This is a genomic window from Streptomyces sp. NPDC059816 (assembly GCF_042732055.1).
Taxonomy (GTDB): Bacteria; Actinomycetota; Actinomycetes; order Streptomycetales; family Streptomycetaceae; genus Streptomyces.
The window spans coordinates 23,891-40,401 of the sequence record NZ_JBHWIQ010000022.1; the positions used below are offsets into that span (position 1 = coordinate 23,891).

The following is a 16,511-nucleotide window of genomic DNA, read 5'->3' on the forward strand; positions in this document are numbered from 1 at the left end:
CAGTGATCACCACGCACACTGTGCGCGCGACCGGAGGAACACCATGTTCGAGCAACTCAAGAGCATCCTCGTCGACAAGCTGAAGGTCTCGCCCGAGGTCATCACCCCCGAGGCCACCCGGGAGGAGATCGAGCTCGACTCCCTGGCCGTCGTGGAGCTGTCCCTCATGCTCGAGTCCGAGCTGGACCTCACCATCAGCGACGACGAACTGCTGGACGCGCCCACCGTCGGCGACATGGTGGCGCTCATGGAGCAGCGGGGCGCGAAGATCTGATGGCGGGCATCGATGTTGCCGTCACCGGTCTCGGCCTCGTCACCCCCGCCGGCGTCGGGGTGGAGTCGAGTTGGACGACGGTCCGCTCAGGGCGCTCCACGGCCGCCTTCGACCCGGTGCTGGAGTCGAACCCGGTGAAGATCTCGTGCCGCGTCCCCGGGTTCGACGCCGATGCCCTGCTGGGGGCCAGGCGCGCCCTGCGCCTGGACCCGTTCGTGCAGTTCGCCCTGGTCGCAGCCCGGGAGGCGCTGGCCGACGCCGGGCTGAACCCGAAGACCTGGGACGGCGCCCGCGTCGGCGTGGTCCTGGGCAACGGCGACGGAGGACCCACCACGCTGGAGGACCAGCACCGGGTGCTCCTGTCTGCGGGCGCCGCCAAGGTGTCCCCGCTGCTGCTGCCCATGCAGCTTCCCAACATGCTGGCGGGCCAGGCGGCCATCGAGTTCGGGGCGACCGGCCCCAACCTCGTGGTGGCCACGGCGTGTGCCTCGGGCACGACCGCCGTGGGCATCGCTCGCGACCTACTGATCCTCGACCGCTGCGACGTGGTCCTGACCGGCGGCAGCGAGGCCCTGATCACGCCGCTGGCGATGGCAGGCTTCGCGCAGATGGGCGCCCTGTCCCGGTGCGAGGACGACCCCGCCACCGTCTCGCGTCCCTTCGACGCGGACCGGGACGGGTTCGTCGCCGGAGAAGGCGCCGGCGTCCTGGTCCTCGAACGGTTGGAGGACGCCCGCGCCCGCGGCGCCCGGGTACGGGCCCGCATCGCGGGGTACGGGTCGTCCGCCGACGCCCACCACATGACGTCCCCGCACCCGGCGGGCGCCGGGATCGAGGCGGCCGTGCGCGAGGCCCTTCGTGACGCGGACGCCGGGCCGGGCGACGTGCAGCACGTCAACGCGCATGGCACGTCGACGCCCCTGAACGACTTGGCCGAGGCCACCATGCTGAAGCGGACCCTGACGGGCGACCCGCTGGTCACCTCCACCAAAGGCGTGACGGGGCACCTGCTGGGGGCGGCGGGTGCCGTGGAGGCGGTCTTCGCGGTGCTGTCGGTGGAGCAGGGGATCGTGCCGCCCACCGCCAACCTCGTCCACCCGGACTCCCGCATCAACATCAAGATCGCCACGACGGAGACGTCGCTCCCCGTCGACCTGGCACTGAGCAACTCCTGCGGCTTCGGCGGCCAGAACGCGGTTCTCGCCGTCGCCTCCGCCTGACCGCCATCACCGTCAGGGGCAGCCGACCCGGCACCGGGTCGGCTGCCCCTGCCCGTATCACCGCCGCCATCGGCCCGTCCGAGCGCCGGAGCCCGGGACCGCACCGGAAAACAAGGAGACTGCCGTGCACGACGTACGCGAACTCATCGAGCTCGGCCCCGAGGCCGTACGGCGACTGGCGCGCCGCGACCACTCCCTCGACCTCGACGCCCTGGAGGCGTCCTCCCGCAGGCGGACCGCCGCGAAGGAGCGGGTGAGCCGGCTGAGGGCGGAGCTGAAGACCGCGGCGCGCGTGAGCACCCGGGCCGGCGCCCCCGACGAGGAGGAGCGGGCCGCGGCGCGGACCCTGCGCGACCGGGTGCAGGAGGCCGAGGCGGAGGCGCGGACCGCGAGCGCCGAGCTGACGGGACGGCTGCGGACGGTCCCCAACCTTCCGCTGGACCACGTGCCGGAGGGCCGGTCCGAGAAGGAGGCCGTGGAGGTGCGTCGGAGCGGTGTCCCCGTGGGGACCGGCAGGAGCGGGGTGCCGCACCACGCCGACATCGGTGAGCGGCTGGGCATCTTCAACGGGGCCCGCGCCACCCGGCTGTCGGGGGCCCGGTTCCACGTCGGCTGCGGGGCGGGGGCACGGCTGGAACGGGCGCTCGGCGACTTCCTGCTCGACCTGCACACCGAGCACCACGGCTACACCGAGTACGCCGTCCCCTTCCTCGTCAACCGGGAGACCATGACGGGAACCGGTCAGCTGCCGAAGTTCGAGGAGGACCTCTTCGCCACCCGGGTCGGCGACCGCGAGCTCTTCCTGATCCCCACCGCCGAGGTGCCTCTGACGAACCTGGTCGCCGGGGAGACCCTCACCGATGCCGACCTGCCGCTCGCCTTCACGGCCCGGACCCCCTGCTTCCGCTCCGAGGCCGGTTCCTACGGGCGCGACACCCGCGGACTGCTGCGGCTGCACCAGTTCGAGAAGGTGGAGCTGGTGCGGGTCTGCGCGCCGGCGGACGCCCCCGCGCAGTTCCAGCTGATGACGGGTCACGTGGAGGAGTGTCTGAGACAGTTGGGGCTGTCGTACCGCGTTGTCCTGCTTCCCGCAGGGGACATGGGTTTCTCCGCGCGGATGACGCACGACGTCGAGGTGTGGCTGCCGGGCAGCGGTGCCTTCCGGGAGATCTCCTCGGTCTCGGATTGCGGCACCTTCCAGGGCCGGCGAGCGGGAATCCGCCACCGCGGCGCCGACGGCCGCAAGGGTCCCGCCGCGACGCTCAACGGGTCGGCGCTGCCGATCGGCCGCACGGTGGCGGCCCTCCTCGAACAGGGCTGGCGGTCCGACGGCAGCGTGGTCCTGCCGGAGGCCCTCGTCCCCTACACCGGGTTCCGGACGATTCTGCCCGGGGGCCGTACCGCGTGAGACGCACGAGCGGGTCCGTCCGCCGGCGACGGCCGGACGGACCCGCTCGTGCGTCCGGCCACGGACGCTGCGGACGGTTACCGTCCGGGCGGTATCACGGAAAGGATCCGGTCATGAAGGACCCGGTCACGGCAAGGGTCCGGTCAGCCTGACGGGCAGAGCGTGGGGGCGGTGGTCAAGGCGAGGGAAGGGTCGTGGGACAGGATCGCGTGTTCCACGCTGCGCAGCGAGGGAGAGGGCAGCACGCCGATCTCCTCGGACAGCCGCTGCCACATGCGGCGGTACGTGTCCAGCGCGTCGGCCTGCCGCCCGGAGCGGTACAGGGCGATCATGAGCTGCTCGCAGAATCGTTCCCGCAGCGGGTTGTTGATGTGGGCGTCGCGGAGTTCGGCGAGGATGCTCGCATGGCGGCCGGTGCTCAGCTCGGCGTCGAACATCAACTCACTCGCGCGCAGGCGGTGTTCCTCGTACAGGGCGCTGGTCAGCCGGCACAGCGACCCGCCGGGCAGGGGACCGAAGACCGGTCCCCTCCACATGGACAGGGCCGAACGTAGGAGGCCGGCGGCCTCGGCCGAGTGGCTGGGCACGAGGTCCTCGGCCCGGCGGACCTTCCGGAGGAATCGGGAGGCGTCGAGCTCGTCCTCGTGCACGGTCAGCCGGTAGCCGGACGGGTGGGCCGTCAAACGAGACGTGGCCCGTTCGGGCTCCATGGATGTCAGCCGTCTCCGCAGGCGGCTGATGTGCGCCTGAAGGGCGTTCACCTGGTTGTCCGGCGCGGACTCTCCCCACATCTCGTCGACGAGGGTTTCGCCGGATACCGGCTGCCCCTCACTGACCAGCAGTGCTTGCAAGAGCGTGCGTTGCAGGTCACCCGGTAACTCGACCTGCCCCGCTCTGGTGTGAATTTCTAGCGCTCCGAGAATCGAAAAACTCAGCACATCGTCCTCCGTTGCCGTCTGTGTGGCATGTGTCAAGGTGAACGCGGTACCGCCGTCGAGCAGATCGGCTCGGGGGGAGGGTGCCGGATTGGCTGATTTCATCCGGGAAAACGAGCGATTGATGCGCTCCCCCTGTTTTGGCCGAGTGGACTACCCTCGACGGCTATTCCGTGTCGCTCTCTCTCCACGAACAGCCTTGCGCTTTAGTTCGATTCAATCTTGCCACATAGATATTCACATCGAACGCTTCTTTTACGAAGGTTTACCACCATGCCCAGCCGCCGTGACGGCTGGACATCGGTCCGGTGGCCTTTCGGCGACTAAGAACCGATCTGTGCATTCCCCCGGGAGCGCAGCGTGTGCGCGTGTCCCGGAATGTGTTCCTCGGCGCGCACCCGGATCAGATCGCCCCACTGGAGGCCCTGGTCGAAGACCACGGACCCCTCCCGGTCGACGAGGCGGGCCCGGACGGTCGTGTCCGCCGCCTCGTCGGGGGTGAGGTCCAGCAGGTCGATGAGTTCCATCGCGTTCCTGCGGACCAGCTCCGCCCGCTCCGAGTGGGTGGTCGAGCCGAGGATCCGGCCGATCTCGGACTTCGACATGGCCTGGGCGTTGTCCAGGAGGGCCTCCCGGCCGGCCAGGACGGCGCGTCCCGCGTCGGCCAGGGCCCGGTCGCTCAGAGCGATGTGCGCCAGGAGCCAGTCGATCTGGGCGCGATCGGGCTCGGCGAGGGGGGCGGCGACGGTGATGCGCTCGGCCGCGTCCAGCAGTTCCTGATAGGCGCGGAGGAGGACCTTGGTTTCCACGGTGGCTCCGTAAGAGATGTGGGTGCGGTGGCGGCCGTGGTCACACGGAGGCGGCGCGGGAGGAGTCGGCGGCGGGACCGGGGGGCGCGGCGACGGCCGCCGCAGCCTTGGCCTCGGCCATCTTCTTGCGGCTGGGCAGGATCACCAGTGCCAGCAGGCCGCCGACGATGGTGCCGAGGGCGGCCGCGGTGAAGCCGATCTGGAGCCCGTCCGTGAAGATCGGGGCCACCGCGTCCCGCACCGAGCCCCGCGCCTGCTCCGGCAGCCCGGCGATGACGCTGAGGTCGCCCGAGGACAGCAGCTCGGTCGCCTCGCCGCGCGCCGCCGGGTCCAGCGGCACGTTCTTCATCGCGTCGGGGACCTCGCCGCGCAGGTGCTGGATCAGCAGGGTGCCCGTCAGGGCCACCCCGAACACGCTGCCGACCTGGCGGAACGTGTTGGACACGCCCGACGCGGTGCCGGCCTGCTCCGGGCGGACCGAGGAGAGCAGCGCCACGGTGGCCGGCGCACCGATGAGGGAGACGCCCGCGCCGAGCAGTGCCATCGCCCACCAGTAGGAGCCGAATCCGTTGCCCGGCTCCAGTTGGGCCAGCTCGAAGAGGCCGACCGCGCTCGCCAGTGAGCCGATCAGGATCGGGACCTTCGGGCCGAACTTGGCGGCGGCCACGCTGGCGACGTAGGAGAACACCATGATCGACACGTTCAGGGCGAGGAAACGAACGCCGGCCTCGGTGGTCGACAGGCCGTTGACCTGCTGCAGGTAGAAGGTCAAGAGGAAGATGCTGCCGTACAGACCGAACAGACCGAGGAAGTTGACGGCGCCGGCGACGACGAGGACCGGGCTGCGGAAGAGGTTCATCGGCAGCATCGGGTTCTGGCTGCGCAGCTCCCAGACGATGAAGGCGGCCAGGGCGACGGCGGCGACGGCGAAGGAACCTAGGATGATCGGGTCGCTCCAGCCCCGGGCGCTGGCCTCGATCAGTCCGTAGACGAGAGTGGCCATGGCCACGACGAAGAGGACCTGGCCGACGACGTCGGCGCGGCGGCGGTTCGGCGCCTTGCTCTCGGCGAGCCTGCCGGCGAGGACGACCAGCGCGATCACGCCGAAGGGCAGGTTGACCCAGAAGATCGACTGCCAGCCGAACGCATCCACGAGGATGCCGCCGAGCACCGGCCCCGCGGCGAGGGCGAGGCCGCCGACGCCGGCCCAGATGCCGATGGCACGGGCCCGCGCGGCGGGTTGCGGGTAGGTGGTGGAGACGAGGGCCAGCGAGACCGGGATCATGATGGATCCCGCCGCGCCCTGTAGGACGCGTGCGACCAGCAGGAACTCGTAGTTCGGTGCGAGCGCGCAGAGGACGGACGCGACGAGGAAGCCCACCAGGCCGCCCAGGAAGACGCGCTTGCGCCCGAAGATGTCGCCCAGGGTCCCCGCCGTGAGCAGGAGGCAGGCGACGACGAGCGCATAGGCGTTGATGACCCACTGGAGTTGGGTCATGTCCGCCGACAGGTCCTGCTGGATCTCCGGCAGGGCCACGTTCACGATGGTGGAGTCGAGGTACACCATGAAGATGCCGACACAGATGAAGGTCAGCAGCAGACCTTTTCCGCGGGTGGTGTCCGAAGCCGTAGTTGTCATGCCGTCCTCACGTGCACACAGGAGCGGAGGGCCCCCGACCCGCGTACGGCGAGGGGGCCCTGGGGAGCCTAAGCACGGGAAACGCTAACTGACCGACGGTCAGTCCGGCAAGCGGCCGACGGTCGGTCATGTAGCCTCGACGGACATATCCCTGGCAAGGAGGGCTGTAGTGATGACCCAGACCGCGACCCCGAGGAAGCGCAAGCGCGTCGTCAAGACCCCCGAGGCGCGAAGGGCCGACATCCTGCGGGCCAGTCGCGAGGTGTTCGGCACGGCGGGCTTCGCCGACGCCACCATCGCGGACATCGCGACGGCCGCGGGGATGGGCAAGGGCAGCTTCTACATGTACTTCGAGACCAAGGACCACGTCCTGGCCGCCCTCTGGGAGCAGTACGTCAACGCCTTCTACGAGACCACCCAGGAGATCCTGGGGCGGGGGCGGGCCTGGTGGCCCACCATGGACGAGCTGCTGCACAGGCTCCTGGAGCACGCCATCGAGAACGCGGAGCTGCACCGGCTGGTCTACCGGTCGGCGAACGCCAGGGCGCTGGAGCTGTGTAAGGAGTCCAACGCCCGCGTGGTGGACCTGATCTGCGACTTCGTCCGGCGCGGCGCGGTCGCCGGGGCCTTCCGAAGCACCCACCCCGAGTGGGCGTTCCGCATGCTCTACCACGCCGCCGACGGCCTGCTGGACGACCTGATCTCCGACGGGGAGCCGATCGACGCCGAGGCGGTCACCCGCAGCGTGCTGGAGATGGCCCATCGGACGCTCGGGGACCCGGACCTGGTGCCGGCCGGTCGGTGACGTCGCGCCCGGCCCGCCCGGGACCGGGCGCCGGCAGGGCCGGACCCGACCCGGGCGGGGTGTGCGGACCGGCCCCGACGCGGACCAGACGCGCAGGTGGCCCGCTTCGATGCACCTGCCGGGCAGGTGCATCGACGCGGGCCACACTTCCGGAAAGCGGGGGGTCTTCCCGGAAGTTCGCGCGTGGTACTGGCGGAGAGGGCAGGATTCGAACCTGCGTGGGCCGGTTGGACCCGACCTTGAGCCGAAGCTCAGGTCCCCGATAAACCACTCCGGGCACCTCTCCAGGAGTTTCCCGGTACCTTCCGGGTCGTTCCTGAGAAGAACAATGCCAGGTGTTGCTGATGCGGGTCTGACATGTTGCTGACGTGCTTCCGACACCCCTCAGGAACACCCTTTCGGCATCGAGTCGTTCGATGCTCTAATTCCCTCGGACCAGTCCCAGCGAGAGGGAGCGCGAGCATGTCCGCCATGGAATCCGAGAGTCCGGCCTTCCTGGCCGTGCAGAAGTACAATCCCGCCGACAACCCAAGTTCCTTCCTCGCGTTGAACGAGGGAAACGAAACATTCGGCGTACCCGGACTGGATGGAGTCATCTCGTTCCGAAGGACGGGGCGGTACGCCGTCCAGTTCGGCGGCCCCTTCGCCGACGGGGCCTCGTACGAAGCGCTCCTGGAGCGCTTCGTCGACCACGTCCACGACCAAGGTCTCTCCCTGGTCGCCGTACAGCTCCAGCGCGAGGACGCCGAGGCGTACGCCCGCCGGGATCTCACGGTCAACCAGATCGGCGCCTCCTGGGCGGTGCGCGTCCCGGACCTCACGCTGCGGGGCACCCGGTTCATGCAGCTCCGCAACAAGGTGTCCCGGGCGAACCGCAACGGCCTGAAGATCCAGGAGGTCCGGGCGGCGGAGTGGCAGGACGGCCTGGCCGCGATCGACCGCGCGTGGCTCGGCTCGAAGGGCGAGGGCGCCCGCCCCCTGGAATTCCTGGTGGGCCAGATCGGCGGCCCGGTGCAGAAGCACCGCCGACTCTTCGTCGGCACCATCGACGACGCCCCGGTCGCGTACATCTCCTACTCACCGGTGTACGGCTCCCGCGCCGGCTGGATGCACGACCTGAGCCGACGCGTCCCGGACGGCTCGCCCGGCCTCATGGAGGCCATCAACGCCCACGCCCTGGAGGTGTTCCGAGCCGAGGGGGTGGAGTGGCTGCACTTCGGCTTCACGCCCTTCACGGGCCTGGACGCGAGCCACGAAGTCCCGGGCCACAGCCCCGCGTTCCAGTGGCTGATGCACTTCCTGTGGGACCAGGGCGCCGCCCTCTACCCCGCACAGACGCAGCTCGCCTACAAGCAGAAGTGGGCCGCCGACACCGTCATCCCCGAGTACGTCGCGTTCGAGGACCAAGCCTCGCTCTCCGGATTCACGCACATCTTCCGGGCGAGCAACGCCTTCTGAGGCCCCGACGGCCCCACGACCCCGAAGCCCCGCGGTCCCGCGGTCCCGCGGCGAGAAACCGTAATCCCCCCGTTCCAGCCATGAAGGGAAGATCGTGTCCTACGCATCTCTCAGTACCGACGAGCTCCGGCAGTCGATGGTCGAGCACCTCATGCGGATCATGGGATGCCCCGACGACGAGACGCTGGCGCGCGACGCCGACTCCGTCCTGCTCACCCTGGACCAGCGCCTGACGGCCTGACCCGCACCGCGCCGCACCGGCCGCTCCCGTGCCGGACCACCCCGGTCAGTCCAGTGTCAGAACCGCATCAGCCCGGTAGGCGAGGCTGGGCGGCACGTCGGCTCGGAACCAGGCGCAACGCACCGCAGTGCCGAGGTTCATGTGCGGGCAGGGCCACGACGCTACCCCGTGGTTCCCGCCCCTTCCCCGCACACCCTCCTGATCCCCGCACGGCTGCCTTGCCACCGCCTCGCCACCGGGCACATCAGCCCAAGGAGTGCACCGTATGTCATCGCCGCACATCCCCTCCGAGGAGGGCGTGGTCGAGTCCCTCGACGTCCACCGCGCCTCCCCGGCTCCCGGGACCCAGGGAGCCTCCGCAACGTTCTCCGAGCTTCTGAAGCGGGTGAAGGCCGAGGGTCTGCTGGACTTCGACCCGCGCTACTACATAGGCCGCCTGACGCTCAACGTGCTGCTCCTGGCCATCGGCTTCACGGTGTTCTTCCTACTCGGCGACTCCTGGTGGCAGCTCGTCGTGGCCGTGTGGATGGGCCTGTGCGGGACGCAGAGCGCCTACATGTTCCACGACGCCGGCCACAAGGCGATGTTCCGCGACAAGCGGGTCGCCACGGCCGTGGGCTACATCCACGCCAACCTGATCAACGGGTCCAGCTACGGCTGGTGGGTCAGTCACCACAACCGGCACCACAGCAACCCGAACCACCTGGACATGGACCCCGACATCGGTCGCCGCACCGCGATCTTCGACATCAAGCAGTACCCCAGCCGTAGCGGGATCAAGCGGTTCATCGTCCGGTACCAGAGCGTCCTGTTCTTCGTCCTGCTGGTCCTCGAGGCCCTCAAGATGAGCAAGACCGCGATCAGGGTCATCGCCCGGGGCGAGACCAAGCGCCCGGTCCTCGAAGGCGCGCTGATCTTGCTGCGCGCGGCGATCTATCTGACGCTGACCTTCACCGTGCTCTCCCCGCTGCTCGCCGTGGCCTTCATCGTCGTGCAGCAGTTCTCCCAGGGCCTCTACTTCGGCATGATCTTCGCCCCGAACCACAAGGGCATGGAGGTCCGCGACGGTGACGAGGAGAGCCTGGACTGGCTGGAGCGCCAGGTGCTCACCTCGCGCAACATCCGTCCCTCGCTCCTCATCGACTTCCTCTACGGCGGTCTCAACTACCAGGTCGAGCACCATCTGTTCCCCTCCATGGCGCAGAAGAACCTGCCCCGTGCCCGGGAACTCACCCGCGAGTACTGCGCGCAGCGCGGCGTCCCGTACCACGAGGTCGGTTTCTGGGCCTCGTACCGCGAGGTCGCCGGCTTCCTCCACGAGGTGAGCGAACCCGTGCGCCGCAACGAGGTCGACCAGGCACTCGCGCGGCGCGTCGCCTGAGGCGCATCGCCGCACACCCGGGCCCCGACGGGCCCACGACGGCCGACCGGTCGGCGACCACGGCCCGGACCGGGCGGGTCGTCGGCCTGCCGCCGCCGTGGCACGACGACAAGAAGCGACAGACGAGACGAGGAGCCGTCCCCCGATGCCCAGGACTGTCGTACCCCAGGAGAGCGGCGCGGACAGAGCCGCCGCGGCGTCGATCGGCGACCGACTGGACCGGATGCCGATCACCTCCACCCACCGGCAGCTCACCGCGGTGGTGGGCGTCGGTTTGCTCTTCGACACCTTCGAGAACAACCTCGCCGGCACCATCTCCAAGGTCCTCCAGAACGACTTCGCCTTCGACGGCACGACGCTGAAGCTCGTCCTGGCCTCCGCCTTCGTCGGCCAGTTCATCGGCTCGCTGACCCTGGGCAGGGTCGCGGACCGGTACGGTCGGCGCCGCGCCTTCCTCGTCAACCTGGCGATCTACTCCGGCTTCTCCCTGCTCGCCGCCTTCTCCCCCAACGCGGGATGGCTCATCGTGACGCGGTTCCTGGCGGGGATCGGCATCGGAGCCGAGCAGACCCTCTCCGACTGCTACCTCGCGGACGTGCTCCCGGCGTCGAAACGGGGACGGTACACGGCGTGGGCGTACACGATCGCCTTCTGCGGGGTCCCCGCCGTCGGCTTCGCCGCGATGTGGCTCGTACCGCTGAGCCCCCTGGGCATCGACGGCTGGCGCTGGTTGTTCGTCATCGGCTCGTTCGGCTCCCTCGTGGTGTGGTTCCTGCGCCGCCGGCTGATCGAGTCGCCGCGGTGGCTCGCCGCGAACGGGCGCGTGGAGGAGGCGGACCTGCTGGTCGCGGGCATGGAGTCCGGGGCCACCGGCGGCGGGCGCCCCCTCTCCGCCCCGGCACCGTCCGCCCACGGTTCCGCCCCGGCCCCCGTCCGCCCGGAACAGCCCCGGCCGCGCCTGCGGGACGTCTTCGGCAGGCACTACCGGCGGCGCACGGCGATGCTGTGGACCTTCAGCATCCTCTCCGTCTTCGGCTACTACGGCTTCGGCGCGCTGGCACCACAGATCCTGGCGGCCAAGGGCTACGACGTGGTGACCGGGCTCGGCTTCATCGCGCTGTCCTTCCTGGGCTATCCCATCGGCTCCGCGCTCTCGCTCCCGCTCATCGACCGGTACGAGCGCAGGACGCTGGTGGGCGTCGTCGCCGCGGCCATGGTGGCGACGGGCACCGCGTTCGCCTACGCGGACTCCGCAGCGCTCGTCGTCGCGTCCGGGTTCTGCTACACCCTCTGCAGCAATGTCTTCTCCAACGTGTCCCACGTGTACCTGGCCGAGCAGTACCCCACGGCCTTCCGCGCGACGGCCTCGGGCGCGGCGTACTCCCTGTCGAAGCTCAGCGCCGCCGCGCTCCCCTTCATCCTGCTCCCGGTCCTCGACGCCCACGGCCCCGGCATGCTCTTCCTGGTCATCGGCGCGGCCATGACGCTGCTCGCGGCGACGGTGCTGCTGCTCGGGGAGCGGACCACCGGCACCTCCGTGGACGGCGGCGCCGAGGCCGGCACGGTCCGCGCGGACACCAGCCGTCTTCCGTGACGAAGCCGCCCGGCCGGGCGGCGGATTGGCAGGAATCATGAGCGGCATACTCGACGGCAAGCGCATCCTCGTCACCGGCGTGCTGACGGAGCAGTCCATCGCCTTCCACGCTGCCAAGGTCGCCCAGGAGGAGGGCGCGGACGTCGTCCTCACCGGCTTCGGACGGGTCTCCCTGGTGGAACGCACCGCCCAGAGGCTCCCCAAGCCCGCCCCGGTCGTCGAACTGGACGTGACGTCGCCGGAGCAACTGGACGGCCTCGCCGCCAGGATCGGCGAATACGTCGACACCCTCGACGGCATCGTGCACTCGATCGCCTTCGGCCCCAAGAACGTCTTCGACTTCCTCGCCGCAGACTGGGAGGACGTGGCGACCGCCGTCCAGGTGTCGGCGTTCTCCTACAAGGCCCTCGTCATGGCCTGCCTGCCGCTGATGCCCCGGGGCGGCTCGGTGGTCGGCCTGACCTTCGACGCCGGCCAGACCTGGCCCCACTACGACTGGATGGGCGTGGCCAAGGCGGCGCTGGAGTCCACCAACCGCTACCTCGCCCGCGACCTGGGCGACCGGGACGTCCGCTGCAACCTCGTCGCCGCCGGCCCGATCCTGTCCATGGCGGCCAGGTCCATCCCGGGCTTCGGCGATCTCGCCGAGGCGTGGGAGAAGCGCTCCGCCCTGTCCTGGGACCTGAAGGACCCGGAGCCGGCCGGGCGCGGCGTCGTCGGTCTGCTGTCCGACTTCTTCCCGAAGACCACCGGCGAGATCGTCCACGTCGACGGGGGCGTGCACGCGGTCGGCGCCTGACACCGCCGCGGGCGGACGGCCGAGAGCCGCCGGGGCGGGACGGAACGGGGCCGTGCCCGCCCTGAGGCCGGCTGCCGCTCGCCTACCTGCCGCTCTAGTCTCTGTATTGAGTCGTGATCGGTTTGTCGGATCTGCCCTCGCTGTGAGGGCAGATCCGGTAGTCCGGTACTCATGACGCGTGGGCAACTGACGGACGACGAGTGGGGATTCGTAGAGCCGTATCTGCCGATCGGTGAATACGGCCCGTACCCCGAACGGTTGCGGCAGCAGTTCGAGGGCGTGATCTGGAAGTTCCGCTCGGGAGCGCAGTGGCGGGAGATGCCGGACCGGTTCGGCGCCTGGTCGACTGTGCACAACAGGTTCAGGCAGTGGCGGGACGCTGGAGTCTTCGAGGAGCTACTGGAGGGTGTGATCGCCGAGGCGGCCGGGCGGGGCCGGGTGGACATGTCGCTGGTCAGCGTGGACTCCACGACGGTCCGCGCCCGAAGCCCGGCCCGCCGGTACTGCTCCAGCAGCACCGGCGCCACCGTGTCCGTGCGGACCTGGTCCGCCTGGTCCCGGCCCACCAGCCACCACCGCAGCACGTACAGCACCCGCCGGTCCCTCGACATGTCCGCCATCGACACGTAGGTGATCCGCTCCGCCCGCAGCGACGTCCACACCCTCGGCAACGCACTCGCCGCCAGCAGCACCAGCAGTAGCAGCGGATACAGCGTCCCCACCACGGCCGTGGCCGCCGCCAGCCCCGCCACCGCCGACACCACATGCTGCGCCTGCCCGAGCGCGGCCTGCGCCTCCTCCACCCCGCGCTCGGCCTGCTCGTACCGGTCCGCGAAGCCCGGATCGTCGTAGACCGCCATCTCCGTCCGCGAACCGGCGCGCATCAACTGCAGACCGGCCTCCTGATAGACCCTCGGCTCAAGACGCTGCACAAGCCCCTGGGCCGCCAAGGACAGCAGCGCCCGCGCCCCGGCCGCGCCGGCGAGCACCAGAACCGCCGGCACCGCCCTCGACACCGGGACGGGTCCGACGACGCCGCCACCACCGAGGTGAGAGCGGACGCGGTCGCCAGCAACCCCAGCGCCGCCAGCAGCCCGGACACCACCTGACACACCAACAGCACCACGGTCCCGCGCCGGTCCACCCCCCACGCCAGGACGAACACCCGCACCACCAGAGCCGGCAGCCTGCGCCGCATCCGCCGCGGCGATATCACCCCGACCGCGTCCGCCCGGTCGGCCGTCGGATGAATGAAGCGCATCTCCTCCCGGCCGTCCGCTCCGGCTCGCGCGCCGTGCTCTCCGTCCACAACGACCCCTCCTCCAGCACAGCCCTGACAGCCGACGCCGCCCCTCGGGGGCTACGACTCATCGCACAGACCGGTGTACGGAACGTGATGATCGTGGGGTTCGCCGTTGTCCAAGGTGACGGCGCGGCCCGTTGCTTCGGGCCAGGGCAGCTGGCTTCCAGCACCCCGGGTGGGTCGGTTCGCGGTCTGCGTGGCCATGTACGTCTGGTGGCTGGCCAGGCGGCGGGGGATCTCGGCGAGGACCGTCGCCCAGTCGTCCCCGTCCAGACAGATCGCCCGGCTCTCGCCTGCCAGATCGGCGGGCAGGAGACCGGAGGTGACCAGGACGGTCCCGGTACGCTCCCAGTCATCCAGCCCGGTGGCGGCCTCGGCCGGGACACCCCGGTCGCGCAGCCACTGGGCGATCTCGGCGAGCTGGGACACCCGCTGGGTGGAGATGTGCACGCGGTGCCCCTGCCCGAGGAGGATCCGCAGCGCCTCCGGGGCGCCGGTGACCGCTTCCTGAAGGCAGCCCTCCTGGTACCCCTGCCAAGTCCGTCCCGCGGCACTCGGATTCCGGCCATGAGCGCTTCGAACGTCGGCACGTGACCGACCTGGCCCGCGGTGATCTGGATGGACAGAGGCAGTGTCGGGTTGTCACTGGTCAGGTGAACCTTAGGCTCAAGCCGCTGCGGCAGCGTCCGAGCCCGTGGTTCTCGGCATCGGATCGGCCGGGCGCCCCCGTCTGCCGGCTCCGGCCGAATGCTGGTGAGCCCGGCAGACGGTGGAGTCGGCGGAGACGCTCCAGCCCACGTCGTCACCGGCATCCGCCCCGGCGAGGACCGCAGCGAGGACCCATTCCCACTTGGTCGGCCCGCTCGGGAAAGGGCTGAGTTTTTCCGCAGCGCGCGGCAGCCGGGTGTGGATCGCCTTTGAGGTGTGACTCTTGTCGCCTGGGGCATGGGCATGCCGGATGTGACCCTCGCCCGGGCCCTGCATACCGAGCGGCACGGGTGATCACACGTCCTCTACCCTGATGGGGCTTCAGTCTTTTCAAGCCAGTGGTGGGGGACCCGTATGGCAACGCGCACGACCGACGGGACGGAGCCGGGGGTTGGCCGAAGGCTGATCGCCGGGCTGATTCTGATAGGCGTTCCACTCGCCCTCGTCGGAGGCATCGCCTCCTGCACCGCCTCCGACCTGGGGTACATGCCGGGTGACTCGATCGAGCGTGTCTGGGAGACCCCGTACGACAGGACCGCTGCCGACTACGGCAACGCCGCCTGGGCCGTCGGCGACACCGTCGTCCGCAGCCGCTTCAACGCCGTCACCGCTTGGGACGCCGGGACGGGGAAGCGCCGCTGGGAGTACGCCGTGCCCGGCCGGGCCGAGATCTGCTCCACCAGTGCCACCGCTGCCGAATCCGTCGCGCTGATTGTCCTCGACGAGAGCGGCAAGGAGTGCGCTGCCGCCGCCGCGATCGACCTGAAGGACGGCCGCGAGCTGTGGCGTACCGGCGGCGGCTCGGGCTCCGGTGATCAGGCGGACGTCGCCGAAGTCGCTACCGGGGCCGGTCTCGCGGTGCTCCGTGACGAAGGGGACGCGGCACGCGCTGCGGGCGGGCTGCGGGCCTTCGACCTCCGGACCGGTGCCCCGCGCTGGGAGGCCGCCGTGCCGAAGGGCTGCTTCCCGCGCGGGGCCGCCGTCGCGTCGGATCAGGTTCTGGCGTTCCTCGCCTGTGGCACCGAGGCGAAGCTCGCCGCCTTCGACCCGGCCGACGGCAAGGAGCGGTGGGCCGTTCCGCTGGGCGGCCGGCGACCGGTCGCCGCGGACGCGTCCGTGTCCTTCCTGTCCGCCGAACCGGCGGTGCTGAAGGTCGAGGAGAAGGAGGAACACGGCGTGCACGCCTATCTCGCCTACGGGCAGGACGGCCGCCGTCAGGGGCAGATCGACATCGCCGGTAGCGACGTCACCATCTACGGTGAAAAGCTCCCTGTCGCCGTCGCCGACGGGAAGCTCTTCACCACGTCGGGCCGCGTCGTCGCCTTCGACCTGGCGACCGGGAAGAAGCTGTGGAAGTCGGACTCCCTCGCACCACGGCAGGAGATAACGGGTCTGCACGCGGGAGACGGCCGTGTGACCGTCCTGACACGCCCCCGCAAGGCCCGTGACGAGCTGTACGTTTACGACTCCGCGACGGGCGACACGGTGGACGAGCGCACCTTCTCCCGCGGCACGGACGACGGCAATGCCGAACTCGCGGGCCTGTTCCGGTACAAGGACCTGTTCATCGCCGCCCGCTGGGGCGACGACGCCCGGCGGCCCTTCTCGGCCTACCGGACCTGGTGACGATGGCAGGGAAGGGCGGTGCCCCTTCCCTGCCTCCCCGGCAGCGGGATCCACTTGACCGGCGACGCTCGAACTCGTCCACGGCGCCCAGGCATTCATCTCCGCCGCCGCGCAGCCCGGCGCCGCCACCGTCGTCGTGGCCACGCTCAACGCCGTGCTGCTTCCCCTGATGCTGCTGGCGCGCCGGTGTCTGCGGATCCGCACCGCGGGCCCCACAGCCCGGCTTCAGCGGGTCAGTGGCAGGGCGCCGGCCCGAGGACGGGCTACGCCGGTCGTGCCACGCCGTGCGCCCGGTCCAGGATGCCGGTCTC

Annotated in this window: 15 protein-coding genes, 1 tRNA gene and 1 pseudogene; 12 read left to right on the forward strand and 5 right to left on the reverse strand. The window is 70.4% G+C overall.

The features are described 5' to 3' along the window. The first annotated feature begins 43 nt into the window (after positions 1–43). From ACFV88_RS26075 to serS, 3 genes are all read left to right on the forward strand, one after another. Entirely contained in the window at positions 44–274 is a 231-nt protein-coding gene (locus tag ACFV88_RS26075; protein WP_385494320.1) for an acyl carrier protein, read from the forward strand. Continuing rightward, complete coding sequence (locus ACFV88_RS26080; RefSeq protein WP_385494321.1) at positions 274–1,494, forward strand: beta-ketoacyl-[acyl-carrier-protein] synthase family protein; 1,221 nt, start codon at positions 274–276, stop codon at positions 1,492–1,494. Before ACFV88_RS26075 ends, ACFV88_RS26080 begins: the two co-directional genes overlap by 1 nt. Positions 1,495–1,618: 124 nt before the next feature. Continuing rightward, positions 1,619–2,902: a serine--tRNA ligase gene (serS, locus tag ACFV88_RS26085; protein WP_385494322.1), complete on the forward strand. Its 1,284-nt coding sequence runs from the start codon at positions 1,619–1,621 to the stop codon at positions 2,900–2,902. A gap of 143 nt (positions 2,903–3,045) precedes the next feature. On the opposite strand, the gene ACFV88_RS26090 is transcribed toward serS, so the two are convergent. The 3 genes from ACFV88_RS26090 to ACFV88_RS26100 form a co-directional block, all read right to left on the reverse strand. Continuing rightward, positions 3,046–3,753, reverse strand: a complete 708-nt coding sequence (locus ACFV88_RS26090) for a BTAD domain-containing putative transcriptional regulator (protein WP_385494323.1) — start codon at positions 3,751–3,753, stop codon at positions 3,046–3,048. A 407-nt stretch (positions 3,754–4,160) separates the two neighbouring features. Continuing rightward, positions 4,161–4,646: a hypothetical protein gene (locus ACFV88_RS26095; RefSeq protein ID WP_385494324.1), complete on the reverse strand. Its 486-nt coding sequence runs from the start codon at positions 4,644–4,646 to the stop codon at positions 4,161–4,163. A 40-nt stretch (positions 4,647–4,686) separates the two neighbouring features. After that, positions 4,687–6,285 carry a DHA2 family efflux MFS transporter permease subunit gene (locus tag ACFV88_RS26100; RefSeq protein ID WP_385494325.1) on the reverse strand — a complete coding sequence of 533 codons (1,599 nt, stop codon included), beginning with the start codon at positions 6,283–6,285 and terminating at the stop codon, positions 4,687–4,689. Positions 6,286–6,457: 172 nt separating this feature from the next. Here ACFV88_RS26100 and ACFV88_RS26105 point away from each other — a divergent pair, with 172 nt between their 5' ends. Continuing rightward, entirely contained in the window at positions 6,458–7,090 is a 633-nt protein-coding gene (locus ACFV88_RS26105) for a TetR/AcrR family transcriptional regulator (RefSeq protein ID WP_385494326.1), read from the forward strand. Between the two features lie 190 nt (positions 7,091–7,280). Here ACFV88_RS26105 and ACFV88_RS26110 read toward each other — a convergent pair. Continuing rightward, a tRNA-OTHER gene (locus tag ACFV88_RS26110) sits at positions 7,281–7,376 on the reverse strand. Positions 7,377–7,552: 176 nt separating this feature from the next. On the opposite strand from ACFV88_RS26110, the gene ACFV88_RS26115 reads away from it, so the two are divergent. From ACFV88_RS26115 to ACFV88_RS26145, 7 genes and pseudogenes are all read left to right on the forward strand, one after another. Further along, positions 7,553–8,548, forward strand: a complete 996-nt coding sequence (locus ACFV88_RS26115; RefSeq protein WP_385494327.1) for a DUF2156 domain-containing protein — start codon at positions 7,553–7,555, stop codon at positions 8,546–8,548. Positions 8,549–8,642: 94 nt separating this feature from the next. After that, complete coding sequence (locus ACFV88_RS26120) at positions 8,643–8,789, forward strand: hypothetical protein (protein ID WP_385494328.1); 147 nt, start codon at positions 8,643–8,645, stop codon at positions 8,787–8,789. 265 nt (positions 8,790–9,054) lie between these two features. After that, entirely contained in the window at positions 9,055–10,170 is a 1,116-nt protein-coding gene (locus ACFV88_RS26125; RefSeq protein ID WP_385494329.1) for a fatty acid desaturase family protein, read from the forward strand. Between the two features lie 145 nt (positions 10,171–10,315). Then, positions 10,316–11,764: an MFS transporter gene (locus tag ACFV88_RS26130; RefSeq protein WP_385494330.1), complete on the forward strand. Its 1,449-nt coding sequence runs from the start codon at positions 10,316–10,318 to the stop codon at positions 11,762–11,764. A 37-nt stretch (positions 11,765–11,801) separates the two neighbouring features. Beyond that, on the forward strand, positions 11,802–12,563 hold the full coding sequence (gene fabI / locus ACFV88_RS26135; RefSeq protein WP_385494331.1) for an enoyl-ACP reductase FabI: 762 nt from the start codon (positions 11,802–11,804) through the stop codon (positions 12,561–12,563). Between the two features lie 171 nt (positions 12,564–12,734). Further along, positions 12,735–13,058: pseudogene (locus tag ACFV88_RS26140) on the forward strand (transposase); the annotation flags it as partial. 135 nt (positions 13,059–13,193) lie between these two features. Next, positions 13,194–13,415, forward strand: a complete 222-nt coding sequence (locus tag ACFV88_RS26145; RefSeq protein ID WP_385494332.1) for a hypothetical protein — start codon at positions 13,194–13,196, stop codon at positions 13,413–13,415. Positions 13,416–13,923: 508 nt separating this feature from the next. Here ACFV88_RS26145 and ACFV88_RS26150 read toward each other — a convergent pair. Next, positions 13,924–14,316 (reverse strand): hypothetical protein, encoded by a 393-nt coding sequence (locus ACFV88_RS26150; RefSeq protein WP_385494333.1) that lies wholly within the window; start codon positions 14,314–14,316, stop codon positions 13,924–13,926. A 612-nt stretch (positions 14,317–14,928) separates the two neighbouring features. Here ACFV88_RS26150 and ACFV88_RS26155 point away from each other — a divergent pair. Continuing rightward, positions 14,929–16,200, forward strand: coding sequence for a PQQ-binding-like beta-propeller repeat protein (locus tag ACFV88_RS26155; protein WP_385494334.1), 1,272 nt, complete (start codon positions 14,929–14,931; stop codon positions 16,198–16,200). The last annotated feature ends 311 nt before the right edge of the window (positions 16,201–16,511 follow it).